Below are 14158 nucleotides of genomic sequence, written 5' to 3'. Positions count from 1 at the left end.
GGCGGGCAAGATGCCCGCCCCACAAGATGGAATAATTTATTTCTTGGAAATCCCTAAATCTCTTGCTCCCCTCACCCTGTGGGTGAGGGTGAAACCTTGCAACAAAGAGGGTTTCACGTTAAGTTGACACCAATGGGTAGCCCCGTACTCCTACGCTTAAGCAAGCTACGCGTAGCGTCTCGTAGAGAAGTAAGGTTGAAAGCCGAGTGGAATTGTGGGTGACAATGTTAATTTCCTGTTGCCCGTTGCCCGTTCCCTGTTCCCTTTCATAGTTGAGATAGCACAGCCCGGAATTTCAGGTTCAGGTTTAAAAGGCGATCGCAATTCTACAATTCTGAACTTGGTTAAATGTTGAATCTGCATTTATACTTAATTTCCTCCTGCTCAAACCTTAAAAAAACATTCAAAAATTGAGAAAAAATATAAATTTCTGACAAAGGCAGTTGCAACCCGAAGCTTTAATTAACAATCTTGTTTTGGGGATCAAGCTCAAAAGCCGCTTTTATCAAAGCTTTGTCATACTTCTGAGTCTAAATTATCAATTGCTAAAAATTTGATTGTTGTACATTTAATAGCTGCCCTTTTTCCCAGATTATGTAAGTATTATCTAGGCTTGAATGGCTCAACTGAGTTTACTCAGCTTAGTGCCTAAGTTCCGAATGAGGCAAACCTCTACTGGGGCTTGTTTCCTGTTGACGCTGATGCAATGCCTACGGCGGGCTATGCTTACGCGAAAATCTAGACCTGTACACGGAAGACTGGCTAATGACATCGGATATACTGATGACACCGGAAAAAATTTTCTTAGACGGAAAGACTTATATTCCAGCAGAACAGTTACCTATCCCGGAGTGGCCTTGTGTTATAAGCGAAAGACCACAACCAACGCTGACGGTCAAAGATGATGATTTATTTTTTATCACAGATACAATAGGCAACATTTCTGGATGCTCTCTGAACGATGGTAATCCCAGTATGGGGCTATTTTGCTGTGATACGCGTTTTTTGAGCCGCCTAGAGTTGCAGATTGAAGGGCGATCGCCTGTTTTACTCAGCAGTACTGCAGATAAAGGGTTTGCACTCTCGGTTCTGTGTACTAATCCCAGAATCGATGAACGTCTCAAAGCTGATACTGTCGGGATTCGTCGCGAACTAGTGCTAAATGGGGCGCTGTTTGAAGAAATTGAAGTTTCTAACTACAGCACCACTACCGTTAGTTTTGAACTGAGTATCAGCTTTGATGCCGATTTTGTGGATTTATTTGAAGTGCGTGGCTATGGCAGAGATCAGCGCGGTAGACTGTTACGCTTAGTAGAGCCAACGCCAGAAGATGGAACAGCTGCTGATGGTGGTTCACCACTACAAAATCACTCTGCGATGGTGCGGGATGAATCCTTAACCCTCGCCTATCAAGGTTTAGATGGTTTGGTGATGGAATCGCGGATTAATTTCCAGCATCGCCAACCAGACTATTTTAAGGGTTACACTGCGGTATGGCAGCTAGAGTTAGCTTCTCACGAAACCCAAAAGTTGGGTTATCGGGTGAATATGTTGCGAAATAATCAATCGAGTTCTACTGTTAGTGCGGCGGTGACTTTAGCACAAGCCAAAGCCGCTGAATTAATGGAAGAACAGCATTGGGTGCAACAAATTACCCGCATCAGTACCGATAAAAGCACTTTTAACCGAGTGGTGGAACGGGCGGAACAAGATATGTATTTGTTGCGCCAGTCCTTTGGCAAAAATAAGACTGTTTCGGCTGGTGTACCTTGGTTTTCGGCATTGTTTGGGCGAGATTCCATCATTACAGCTTCCCAAACTTTGATGTTAAATCCCCGCATTGCCAAAGAAACCTTGACGCTATTAGCGACATACCAAGGCAAAGTAGATGATGAGTGGCGTGAAGAAGAACCAGGAAAGATTTTACACGAGTTGCGCTTAGGGGAAATGGCCAGGTGTCAGGAAATTCCTCATACACCTTACTACGGTACAGTTGATGCCACACCCCTATGGCTGATGCTTTATGCTGAATATTATGCCTGGACGCATGATCAAGAAACTTTAGAGCAGCTTTGGCCCAATGCTTTAGCAGCAATGGAGTGGATTGACCGCAATACTAAAGAAACTAGCTACTTGAGCTACTATCGTAAATCCAAACGCGGTCTGGCTAACCAAGGCTGGAAAGATTCCGGCGATTGTATTGTAGACCATAAGGGAGAGTTAGCTAACGGCCCCATCGCCCTTTGTGAGGTGCAAGCTTATGTCTATGCAGCGAAAATGCGCCTGGCTGAAATTGCACGGATGAAAAAGCGGCTGGATTTAGCAGATCGTTGGCTAGAGGAAGCCAGAAATCTGAAATTGCGGTTTAACCACGATTTCTGGATGGAAGACCAAGATTTCTGCGCCTTGGCTTTGGATGGTGATGGTAAGCAAGTAGATAGTATTACCTCAAACCCTGGCCATTGTTTACATTTGGGCATCTTTACACCCGAAAAAGCCTACAGCGTCGCCGAACGCTTACGCGCCCCCGATATGTTTAATGGTTGGGGAATACGCACACTCAGCAGTTTATCGCCAGCTTATAACCCAATGGGCTATCACGTTGGTTCAGTGTGGCCCCATGATAACGCCATCATTGCAATGGGATTGCGATCGCTAGGGTTAATCGATCAAGCTTTAGAACTCTTCCAAGGTTTGGTAGATATGACTACCCAGCAACCATATCAACGTCCCCCAGAACTGTTCTGTGGTTACGAACGCAACGGTGATAATGCGCCTGTACAATATCCTGTCGCTTGTACTCCCCAAGCTTGGGCGACTGGTAGTATTTTCCAACTGCTACAAATGATCGTCAACCTCGTCCCTGACGCGCAAAATAACTGCTTGCGAATCATCGATCCGGCTTTACCAGAGTCAATCAATCGCCTTTCCCTGCATAATTTGCACGTCGGCCCTACCGTCCTCGATTTAGAATTTGAGCGTTCTGGTAGCACTACCGCTTGTCGTGTAGCTAAAAAACGCGGCAATTTACGAGTGGTGATTGAAGCTTAGGGCATGGGGCATAGGGCATGGTAAATAATTACTAATGCTCAATGCCCTGTTTGCTAATGGTATAATCTATCCCAAATCAAGCTCATACCAGTTTGAAAAAAGAATCCGACAGATTGTAGGGGCAACAGTAGTGTCAACTTAACGTGAAACCCGCTCTTGTGCAAGGTTTCGCCCTCACCCCCAACCCCTCTCCCACTGGGAGAGGGGAGCAAGAGATTTAATTCCCCTTCTCCTGGGGGAGAAGGGGTTAGGGGATGAGGGCGAAAGTTTTTGTACAACGCCCGCCCTATATAGCTTTAAGCTTAAGTTGACCACTTTTTGAATTCAAAATTCAAAATTCAAAATTCAAAATGAATAAGAAGAATAATTTTGAATTAATTAATTCTGGGTACAAGCCCCCACTGATTCTTTGAATCAGTGGTCTACAATCAGTGGCGGGTTTCAAGCCCCCACTGATTGTAATTTTGAATTGATAATTTTGAATTTTGAATTGTTTTGACACCAATGGGCACTGCCTTGCCCTCTAGAATATTACTGATGTGTTGCAAACATTACTTGCTTTGGTATCAGTCATCAGCAATTTGTGTGTGACAAATATTACATGGTAATTTAATCGTGACTTCTACCTTTTGGTAGAAGTTCGCTGTATCCAAAGTTAGGTACTTTAATAACAAGTTTTGCTCTAATGCTGGAAGATTATTGTGGTGTCAAAGGATTACAAGTAATTGGAGAGGTAACTATTGTTGCTTGCTAATTAACCTTGTAATCCTTTTATGTTTTCTTCTCAATTTTGAGCCGGAGAAGTTATACCAATTTGCAAACAAGGGGAAAGGTGAAAGGTGAAAGGTGAAAGGGAAAATACAAATTCTTTACTTTCTTTTCCTTTTCCTCTTAATATCATGTCCGTTCAAATGCCCGTCATTGCGAACGAAGTGAAGCAATCGCAGAGTCCTTGTGATTGCTTCGCTCCACTTCGTTCTGCTCGCAATGACATATTAAGGGTAATTTGCCGGACATCATATAACCCGCAGAAATTATACCAATTTGCAAAAATGGGGAAAGGGTAAAGGAAAAATACAAATCCTTTCCCCCTTTTACCCTTCCCCTTTTACCCTTCCCCTTTTACCCTTCCCCATCAAGTATTGAAATCCCCTAAGCGCGTGCTAATAAAGGTGCAGCCGCTAGTAGGGTTTTAGTATAAGGATGTTGAGGATTAGCAAAAATTCGTTTTGTGGGGCCGAGTTCGACAATTTGTCCACCATTCATGACTGCAATGCGATCGCATAAAAATCTCGCTAACCACAAGTCATGGGTGATAAACAAGTATGTTAACTCAAACTCTTCTTTTAATTGCAGCATCAACTCTAATACTTGCGATTGGACGCTAGCATCTAACATACTCACGGGTTCATCGCAGATTAATAGTTTAGGACGAGTAATTAAAGCGCGCGCGATCGCAACTCGTTGCTGTTGTCCACCAGATAAATCTGAGGGGTAACGCTGATAATATACTTCTGGCGGTGTTAAGCCGACTTTTTGCAGCATCCATAAAACTTGTTCTTTGGCTTTTGTCGCATCAGCCAAGTTGTGAATTAATAACGGATCTCCGATACTTTGTCCTACTGTCATCGCTGGATTAAGACAAGCGTGGGGATCTTGAAACACCATCTGCATTTGTCGCCGTGAGGAACGAATTTCTTGGCGCGATAAGGTGGTTAATTCTTGTCCTAAAAATTCGACTTTACCAGCAGTGGGACGAATAAGCTGCAAAATTGTCCGTGATAGGGTGCTTTTCCCACAACCGGATTCCCCGACTAAGCCTAAAATTTCTCCTGGGTATAGTTCTAAATTAATTCCATCTACAGCTTTAATGGTTTGATTTTGGGCTTTGAATATGCGTTCAATAAAGTTCGGTTCGATGGTGTAATGCTGCTTGAGTTCCGTAATCTTCAAGATGGGGTTTTGTGCGGGAATATCTTCGCTTCCTAATGCCCAATCTTCATTGGCGATATCATCAACAGCTTGAATATGCAAAGCTGCTTGTAAAAGCGATCGCGTATATTCATGTTGAGGCTGGCGAAATACTGACTCTGTAGAACCCATCTCTACCATTTTGCCTTGGTACATTACGCCAATGCGATCGCAGTACTCGGCAACCATTGCTAAGTCGTGAGAAATTAACAATAGCCCCATATTTTCTTCCGCACACAGGCGCGTTAATTCCTGCAAAATTTGGGCGGAGACAGTGACATCTAAACTAGTAGTGGGTTCATCAGCCACAATCAATTTTGGGTTGAGAAGTAACGCCAAAGCTATAGCTACCCGTTGACGCATCCCACCGCTAAACTCATGGGGATACTGATTCCACCGACTCGCGGGGATTTTTACCTTTTCTAAAGTTGCGATCGCTTTTTCTTTGGCTTGTTTTTTTGATAATTCTGGTGAATGCGCCTGAAGTGTTTCTATACAATGGTTACCAATAGTCATCAACGGATCTAGGCGCGTCATCGGATCTTGGAAAATCAGCGCCACCACTTCCCCGCGAAACTTCCGCATTTCTTGGGGTGTTAAATCAAATACTTTTTTACCTAGAAAATTTACGTTCCCTTCAATCCGGCTAGATGAGGGAAGCAAACGCATAACAGCCCTTCCCAGAGTTGATTTCCCACAACCTGATTCTCCTACTAGCCCCATTCTTTCGCCAGATTGCAGCGTAAAAGATACATCATCAACCGCCCAATTGAGTTCTTCTTCGCTAGACTGAGGATAGGCAACTCGCAGATTTTCGACACGAAATAAGGCTTCACTCATATTTTTATATATTCAGCCCGGAGCTAGCAGCTTTTATAATTGCAAATTTAAGCTAGTCTAGCAGATGATTGGGGGTTGGGGATTGGGGGTTGGGGATTGGGGACTGGGGACTGGCAAGTTCTTTAGTGCTAGGGTTTAAGTCTTTATTTTGCAACATTAAGCCTTTAGGTTACAACATTAACCCTTAATGCTGCACGATGTTGCATGATAGTTATAACATTAACCCTTAATGGTCAAAGGTTTTGCCTTTAGGTTACAACATTAACCCTTAATGCTGCACGATATTGCATTAAAGTTATAACATTAAGCCTTAACGCTGCACGATGTTGCATTAAATGCAAAAAAGTTCAACCTATATTAAGAGACCAAAATTCAACGTAGTGGCCTGGCAAGGCTAAAATAGTGCGTTAGGTTAGAAAAAATTAACCGCCGATAAACGCAGATAAACGCAGATAAACGCGGATAAAATTCATCTTTATTGCAACATTTAAGGCTAGACACGCCAGTAGGGTGTGTTATGCCGTAGGCTAACGCACCTTAAATATTTAATGGTTCGCGGTGCGTTGCGCTACGCGACAACACACCCTACGGTAGCTTTTGTAGAGACGCGATTAATCGCGTCTCTCCGACTAAATACATGTAAGGAAACTTTTCGCCTGTTGCTGATTCAAGGTAGAAGTTGCGACAATTTCTGTAAATGGGGCCTAGCCTCTTGTAGCAATTTATTAAAAATCCTTATCTATCCCTCAGCGCCATGCAGGTATATTGCACTAAACAACACGTAAATAATGGCAGTAACCGTTTTTGTACTCATTGCGGTGAACCATTGCCTTTGCCTGTAGGGCAGCTGGTAGATAAACGCTATAAAATTATACGTCAACTCGGTCAAGGTGGCTTTGGGCGTACTTATTTGGCAGAGGATAAAAATCAAGGGGATCAGCAATGCGTGCTGAAGGAATTTGCACCCCAGGTAGAAGAACCGCAAGATTTACAGAAAGCTAAGGAGTTGTTTGAGAGAGAAGCAAATGTACTAACAAAACTCCAGCACCCACAAATTCCCAAGTTTCATGCTTCGCTACAAGAGAAGTTAGGCGGTAGGGATTTTTTCTTTTTAGTTCAAGATTATATAGACGGTGATAATTATTATCAGCTATTGGAACAGCGCCAAAGCCAAGGCAAAACTTTTACTGAAGAAGAAGTACTTTTATTATTAGAAAAAATCTTACCTGTATTAGCTTATCTCCACTCAAAAGATGTAGTACACCGCGATATTTCTCCCGATAATTTAATCTGGCGGCGTTCTGATAATTTACCAGTCTTAATTGACTTTGGGGGTGTGAAACAATTACCTGCATCTCAAGGGTTTTGGTTTACGCAGTTAGCGGCTAATAATACTTTATTAGGTAAAACAGGCTATGCACCAGAGGAGCAATTACGACAAGGTAAAGTATTTTTTAGTAGTGATTTGTACTCCTTAGCAGTAACAGCTTTGGTGTTGATTACAGGTAAGGAACCACAAGGGCTTTATGATAGTTATCAAGGAATGTGGCGTTGGGGCAAAGAAATCAAAGTCAGTCCTAAATTGGAAGCAGTATTTAAAAAGATGTTAGCTTATCAACCTAATGCTCGCTACCAAAATGCCAATCAAGTCTTGAAAGAGTTACCTACAAAAATGTCTACCAAACCACCAAACTCTTACATTACCAAACTTAAGACAATGATTGTCGCTCCGGGAGGTAAACAAGGTAAACAGACTAATAAAATTGTTAGTAAAATCAAGAGCCAAACGCAATTAATTAGTAATAAAATACCTGCTCCGGTTTGGTTACGTCCTTTTATTGTCAGCTTGGGAGGAACGGCTGCAGTAGGGTTAATTGTTGCTGGTACGTTCGCGGTAGTCAATGGTGTAATTCGGGCGGTATCTTCAATTTCTGTCCCATCAATTCCCTCGATTTCTTTACCCATTGGTCAGCCAGTTAGCGACAAAGGAAAAAGCCGCATCAGCGATATTTTAAGTCGCCGTCAACAACTGGAAATTCCCGAAGGCTTTTTCATCCGGATGGTAGATAACTTGTTTTATACAAAACATCCAGAATTACAAGGGCGTAGCCTTACCTCTAGCGCCGAAGATGCGCGATTCCGAGATGATTGGAACGGGATTGCAGAAAACCTGTTGCAAAAATTGGAACAAGCCAATCTCAATTCAGCCGCTCGTCGTAAACTAGGAAGCTACAGTCAAAAAGATTTCGATACCTGGAGGCGACAAGCCAGCAACGGTGAATTTGGTAATTACACCCTGAATCAACTAACAAAAGATACCTATGCTAAATTTGATCGGTTGTTTCCCGGTCAACAGCGTGGGAAACTCAATCAACAAACCTATGGTCAAATTTGGTATGCGATCGCAGCCGATCAAGTAAGTAAAGTAAAATCTGGCAATTAGGGGTATCGGGGATTGGGGACTGGGGACTGGGGACTGGGAAGAGAAAAAGCGAATAACTTTATAACTCCTGACTCAGAACTCAGCACTCAGTACTCTCAATGCCCCATGCCCTATGAATATAAACTAATTTTATATGCCTTCTGTGTATTGCTCTCAAGGACATGAAAATCCGGTTGGTAGTCGTTTTTGTCACAATTGTGGCGAAAAGCTAGCAGATCAGCCTGTAAATTATAGTATCCAAGCGGGAAAAATTTTAGGCGATCGCTATGCGATTTTGCATCAAATTGGACAAGGTGGTTTTGGGCGCACTTATTTGGCGGAGGATATCAATAGATTCCGTGAATTGTGTGTTTTAAAGGAGTTTTCGCCGCAAGTACAAACGGCTTATGTTTTACAAAAGGCGGAAGAACTGTTTCAGCGCGAAGCTAGTGTTCTTTATCAGCTACAACATCCCCAAATTCCCCGTTTTCGGGAATTGTTTCGCATCAATTTGGGTGGGAAAGAATACCTGTTTTTGGTGCAAGATTATGTGGAAGGAGAAACTTATAGTTCTCTATTAAATAATCGTCAGCAGCAAGGTTTGCGGTTTACGGAAGCGGAAATTCGCCAACTTTTACAGCAAATTCTCCCGGTGTTGGAGTACATTCACTCCTTGGGAGTTATTCATCGCGATATTTCCCCAGATAATTTAATTCTTCGCAAAAGCGATCAACTGCCAGTATTAATTGATTTTGGTGGTGTAAAGCAAGTAGTCGCCACTGTAGCTTCCCAATATTATCAGCCGGGTGTTGTCGGCTCTCCACCCTCACCCACTCTCCTGGGTAAAGTGGGATTTGCACCTCCAGAACAAATGCAAACTGGTTTGGTGTCTCCCCACAGCGATTTATATGCTTTGGCGGCTACTATGTTAGTTTTACTGACAGGTAAACAGCCAAACGATTTAATTGATACTTATACCCTCAGTTGGCAATGGGAACGCGAAGTTAGACTCAGCCCAGCTTTAGGACAATTATTCAATAAAATGTTATCGCCCCGACCAGGCGATCGCTATCAATCGGCGCATCAAGTTTTACAACTGCTGAACTCCCCGGTAGTGACTATTGGGAACGCACAAACTCAAGCACCGACTCAACCGCCAATTCAACCACCAATTCAACCACCCATTCAACGTCCTACACAACCAACTGAATCGGGAACTATTGCGATTTCACCATCTCCCCCTCCCCCTGTTCCTGTTCGTTCCCCGGAACCTCAAAATTCTTCATCACCCGTCAAGACTGTTTTAGCAGTGCTATTAGGGGCGAGTCTGGCGGGAGTTGGTTTGTGGGGAGTGAAAAATTTAATTCAATCGGACGGTGGTAATCTTGGCGGAGTGACACCCACACCCACAGCAACCCCCACCACACCCGCACCCCAGTATTCCCAAGCAGAACAGCAACGCAAAAATAGATTGCGCGATCGCCGTCAACAATTGGGGATAGACTATAACTTTTACGTGAATTTGGTAAATCAGCTGTTCTGGGAGAAAAACCCCAGTTTACAGGGAAGAACCCTCAGCGATGGGCCAGAAGATGAGAGTTTACGGGCACAATGGGATAAACAAGCCGCAGAAACTTTAGACAAACTAGCCCTACTCAGCGCCAAAGCCCGCCAGCAGCTAGGAACCTACACATCAGCAGAACGCGATCGCTGGAAAGTGGAAGTTAACCAAGTAAATGTTGGTAGCCGTTCTTTATATGATTTAGGTGATGTAGCTTTCTTTGCAGCCTTTCCTAACCAGCGCAACAAAACTTTTATTGATAAACCAATTGGACAAGTTTGGTATGGGTTTGTGAGTGATAAACTCAGCGCCATTTTAGCTGGAAGCGCTTTTGAGAAAATAATTTTTGATCAAGGTACTGTTAGTAAATCTGTTAGTGGTACTCTTTCTCCTAGTAATGGCAAAGTCTACATCGCTCAATTAGTTAAAGAACAATCTTTAACAGCGAATTTAAAAGCCAATACCAAAGTTTTATTATCAATTTATTCCCCCTCCGGCAAAATCCAATTTTTACAAGATTCAACGCAACGGAGTTTATCAATCAAACTCCCAGAAGATGGCTTTTATGAGTTTGTGGTTGTTTCCACAGCCTCACAATCAGCAGATTATGAACTCAGCATCAAAGCCGAATCTCCTACTCCCCCAACCCCAACACCCACACCCACAGTTACCGAAACACCTATACCAACGCCCACGGAAACAATTACGCCGACACCAACAGAGACGGCTACGCCTACGCCGACAAGTACACCTTAGAGAATTGGTAATTCGTAATTCGTAATTCGTAATTTAATGAGGAATTTTGAATTGTACCAATTCAAATGATTTTTGCGCCAGATAAATGCTTTATAGGGGCACGGCACCAATAAGATAATTGACTATACCAAAAGATTGTGGATGCCGTGCCCCTACTATTCATCTGTCGCGTTCTTTTTTCAAAATGGTATGATTTAAGGGATCTCCAAGAAATAAATTATTCCATCTTGTGGAGCGGGCATCTTGCCTGCCACATAAACTGGGCGGACAAGATATCTACCCCACAATAAATACTGGGATATTTTTTATTTGGAAGTCCCTAATTGTGGCTTTTTTGCCAATCTTCCAAAGCAGCAATTAAAAATGTAGCTGCGGGGTGATTTAGTATTTGTCCTAATGCTTGGATACCACCAGTTTTTAACGCGCTGAGTACTCGTTGACGCAGGGCATGATTATTTTCTATGTGTTGAATTGCTGCACTTGCTACCGTCATTTTTTCGGCTGTTGTGGTTGTCGGGTAGCTTTGGGATAATTGGTTAAGTAGCTGTTGGATTTCTGCTGCTGCTTCGGATAAATTATTTTTTGTTTGGTTAACGTTAAAATCGCCTTCAACATTCCCAGCGACACCACCGGAAATAGTTGCCTGATTCATATTCATTTGTACTTTGAAATTATCTGACATAAAATTATCTCCTGATCATCAATTTATTAGTTTTTAGTTTTTTCACAAGTACTTTGAGGCTGATACATAAAATTTCCTTCTACATTCCCAGCGACACCTGTAACCTCGGCATAGAAATTTTGCTGAGAGAAGTTAGCCAACTGATGTGTAGGGCTTGATTTTTGCTCCATCCAATTTTTTAAATATCGTTGATAGTCTAGAGAATTAATTTTGCCATGATTTAAAAGTAAACCTAAAACATCATCTCTGTATTCATAAAAATCCAAATCATTCAGCATAGTTGAGATGAGATGTCCTTGTTGAATGAAAGGAGGATTATCAACAATATAAGGCATTGCAATCCCTAACCAACAAAGCATTTCTTGATAATTTTTATCTCGTGCTGCTATTAGCGCTAAATTAACTGGTGGATAAGGATTATAAGGATATATTTGGTATGCTTCCTGATGCGTTATTTTAGAATTATGATAATCTTTTAGGTAATAAAAAGCGACACCCTTGTCTCCAATATTACGACTTAGCTGAAATAATAAAATACCTTGGGGAATATTTTGATTACCAGCTACTTGAATTGCATGTTTATATTGAATTTCAGCATTATTATAATGATAGATAGCGTCATGATAAACTCCTTTCATCAAAACGGTATTTCCCATCATATAAAATATATCGCCAATGGTGGCATAGTCTCTTGCGCCGAGATTATTAGATTGTAATATTTGTTGAATAACATTGTAAGCGCTACGAAAATCTTGCTTGACTCGATAGCACGATGCTAAACGGAAATAAGTTGTTGGTTGACTGGGATATTGATTAATACTTTGAAGTATATTTAAGTATTCTAGAGATAATTTTATTGCTGTATCCAATTCTTGTCTACAAGCATAAACTTCTGCAAGTGTGTCAATAAAACAAGCTTTATCAATATGATTAGTTGCTAGTTGAACAGCTTTGTTTGCAAATGCAAGTGCTTGATCGAGTTGAAAGTTATGAATTGCGTAAATCCAAGCAAGATAGTTATAGGTATGTGCGTGTTGAGGATTGGTTTGCAGAATCTGGAAGAATATCTGGGTTGCTTGATAATAGTTTCCTTGTTGAGTTAATGCGACTGCTTGATTAAATGAAGCTTGAATTTGCGTTTGAATTTGGTCGCTATTTGAGTTATTGGAGTTAGTGAAAATTGTCCATATTCCAGTTGCGACTACAGCTAGCCCAGCAATGGATAAGGCTGCATTATTGTTTTCGTTGGAGAACATTATTATAAAGTTAAAATTATTATTTATTAATCTTTTTTGATTACCATGTATCAAAAACCCATCCCCAAATATTTTGTATATTTTCGCTAATATTTTCAATCGGATTTGAATTAGGATAATTACCTATAAAAGAAGATTCTATATGAATACGACTACTGAAAATTGCTGCTATAGGAAAACAAATAAAAACAATTATTGTTTCCGAAATAAAAATTGTAGTCCAGAATATTATGCTAATAAATAGACCTATCAAACCTATTGGCATACGAAATATAATTATAAAAAACTGCATTTTATTTCGATAAAAATATTTATAAAGAATCAACAATAAAAGTAAGACAGCATAAAATAATATAACCGTGTTAATCAATAATTTTTTAGTATTTATAAATTACTGATGTTGCTAGTTGTATTTGTTTATGCCTATCTACTTTATAAATCACTAATAATTTTTAGTTTTTAGTTTATATAATTATCTGCACCATTTTGTTGTTTTGCTTGCTGAGATAAAGCTTCTAGTACCTGATTTCTCACTTTCTCTTCTTCCTCGGGTTGTAGCTTTTGTGATTCAGAGTTGGTTTGAATACGTGCTGCTTTAATTCGCTCAATAGAATTAAGTAAATCACTAACTGCAACACTTCTTTTCTCTTGTCTTCCTGCTCTCATTGCTGCATCAATAACAGCATTTTTTATGTCCCTACCACAAACATCATCAACTTGGGCAAGTCTTTCAAAAGTGACATCTTTTTCTAATGGCATTTGTTCGGGGAGATGTCGCTTCCAAATTTCTCGTCTGCATTTTTCATCCGGCATTGGAAAACGAACATGACGCACCCGTGTTTCAAATGCTTTATCGTAGTTTTCAACAAGATTTGTAGAAAATATTACGACTCCACGAAATTTCTCTAGACAAATTAACAACTGACTACGCATCGAGTTGATAGCTTGTTCTGAGCCTTGCGTTACATTTGTTAGTCGCTTAGATAGTAAGGAATCTGCTTCATCTATAAATAACACAGCATTTTCTCGTTCTGCTGCAAGGAAAATTGCTTCAACATTTTTTGGTCCCTCACCATGATACATACTTTCAATCTGAGCATAGCTAGCAACTAAAATCGGTCGATTTATTTTGGATGCTATAGCATGTGCTGACAAAGTTTTTCCTGTTCCAGGTGCTCCATAGAAATTAAGTGCTGTACGTGGAAATGGCTCTATTTTTCGCAAACCCCATTCATCAAAGACTTTTGCTTCTAAGTGAATTAAGTCAACAGCTAAAAGTAAGTCTTCTTCTACTTCTTTAGGCACTATTAATTGTTCAAAAGCAAATAGTGGTTCTTGAGCTTTATATCTACAAGCACGTTCTTGTGTTGATAAATCGTTACTAGCCTTTTCCTGATTACTTTCACTTTCTGCGATGGAGTTATATTGTTTTACTTCCGTGTTCTGTAAAGTTTTTGCATCACCAACAGTTACTTTGATACTTTCTAGACCAGTTTCATCTATAAACTTATTGGTTGCATTCAATAGTCTAGAGCGAAAAATAGCAGCTATTGGCTCAGGTATACTATCAGGAATACCTTGAATTAGAATATTGTTGGATGAGTTCATTTGTTAATCAA

The 14158-nt window shown here is 40.9% G+C and carries 8 protein-coding genes; 4 read left to right on the top strand and 4 right to left on the bottom strand.

Translation table 11 applies throughout. The features are described from left to right. Positions 1 to 765: 765 nt before the first annotated feature. The gene (locus HGR01_RS03925) at positions 766 to 3051 is read left to right on the top strand and encodes an amylo-alpha-1,6-glucosidase (protein WP_045872694.1); all 2286 of its coding nucleotides are present in this window, start codon (positions 766 to 768) and stop codon (positions 3049 to 3051) included. A 1152-nt stretch (positions 3052 to 4203) separates the two neighbouring features. Here the strand turns inward: HGR01_RS03925 and HGR01_RS03920 are convergent. Further along, positions 4204 to 5862, bottom strand: a complete 1659-nt coding sequence (locus HGR01_RS03920; protein WP_045872695.1) for a dipeptide ABC transporter ATP-binding protein — start codon at positions 5860 to 5862, stop codon at positions 4204 to 4206. A gap of 754 nt (positions 5863 to 6616) precedes the next feature. Between HGR01_RS03920 and HGR01_RS03915 the strand changes: the two genes are divergently transcribed. Genes HGR01_RS03915 through HGR01_RS03905 form a run of 3 tightly spaced genes read left to right on the top strand, consistent with a single transcriptional unit; the run spans position 6617 to position 10601 of the window. After that, entirely contained in the window at positions 6617 to 8305 is a 1689-nt protein-coding gene (locus tag HGR01_RS03915) for a serine/threonine-protein kinase (RefSeq protein WP_045872696.1), read from the top strand. A 12-nt stretch (positions 8306 to 8317) separates the two neighbouring features. After that, positions 8318 to 8470 carry a hypothetical protein gene (locus tag HGR01_RS03910; protein WP_168161015.1) on the top strand — a complete coding sequence of 51 codons (153 nt, stop codon included), beginning with the start codon at positions 8318 to 8320 and terminating at the stop codon, positions 8468 to 8470. Continuing rightward, on the top strand, positions 8439 to 10601 hold the full coding sequence (locus tag HGR01_RS03905; RefSeq protein ID WP_045872697.1) for a serine/threonine-protein kinase: 2163 nt from the start codon (positions 8439 to 8441) through the stop codon (positions 10599 to 10601). Before HGR01_RS03910 ends, HGR01_RS03905 begins: the two co-directional genes overlap by 32 nt. A 319-nt stretch (positions 10602 to 10920) precedes the next feature. Here the strand turns inward: HGR01_RS03905 and HGR01_RS03900 are convergent, their stop codons facing one another. From HGR01_RS03900 to HGR01_RS03890, 3 genes are all read right to left on the bottom strand, one after another. After that, positions 10921 to 11283, bottom strand: coding sequence for a hypothetical protein (locus tag HGR01_RS03900; protein ID WP_052335325.1), 363 nt, complete (start codon positions 11281 to 11283; stop codon positions 10921 to 10923). A 26-nt stretch (positions 11284 to 11309) separates the two neighbouring features. Beyond that, complete coding sequence (locus HGR01_RS03895) at positions 11310 to 12593, bottom strand: tetratricopeptide repeat protein (protein ID WP_045872698.1); 1284 nt, start codon at positions 12591 to 12593, stop codon at positions 11310 to 11312. Between the two features lie 405 nt (positions 12594 to 12998). Continuing rightward, a complete protein-coding gene (locus HGR01_RS03890; RefSeq protein WP_045872700.1) occupies positions 12999 to 14147 on the bottom strand; it encodes an ATP-binding protein in 1149 nt (382 codons plus the stop codon). Between the last annotated feature and the right edge of the window lie 11 nt (positions 14148 to 14158).

The sequence above is a fragment of the Tolypothrix sp. PCC 7712 genome (assembly GCF_025860405.1).
Lineage (GTDB): Bacteria > Cyanobacteriota > Cyanobacteriia > Cyanobacteriales > Nostocaceae > Aulosira > Aulosira diplosiphon.
Note: the sequence above shows the minus strand (reverse complement) of the source record. Positions and strands in the feature narration are given on the sequence as shown.

Excerpts from the sequence above, each read along its gene's own strand:
- HGR01_RS03925 (WP_045872694.1), top strand. The coding sequence starts at position 766 with ATGACATCGGATATACTGATGACACCGGAAAAAATTTTCTTAGACGGA.
- HGR01_RS03920 (WP_045872695.1), bottom strand. The coding sequence starts at position 5,862 with ATGAGTGAAGCCTTATTTCGTGTCGAAAATCTGCGAGTTGCCTATCCT.
- HGR01_RS03915 (WP_045872696.1), top strand. The coding sequence starts at position 6,617 with ATGCAGGTATATTGCACTAAACAACACGTAAATAATGGCAGTAACCGT.
- HGR01_RS03905 (WP_045872697.1), top strand. The coding sequence starts at position 8,439 with ATGCCTTCTGTGTATTGCTCTCAAGGACATGAAAATCCGGTTGGTAGT.
- HGR01_RS03900 (WP_052335325.1), bottom strand. The coding sequence starts at position 11,283 with ATGTCAGATAATTTCAAAGTACAAATGAATATGAATCAGGCAACTATT.
- HGR01_RS03890 (WP_045872700.1), bottom strand. The coding sequence starts at position 14,147 with ATGAACTCATCCAACAATATTCTAATTCAAGGTATTCCTGATAGTATA.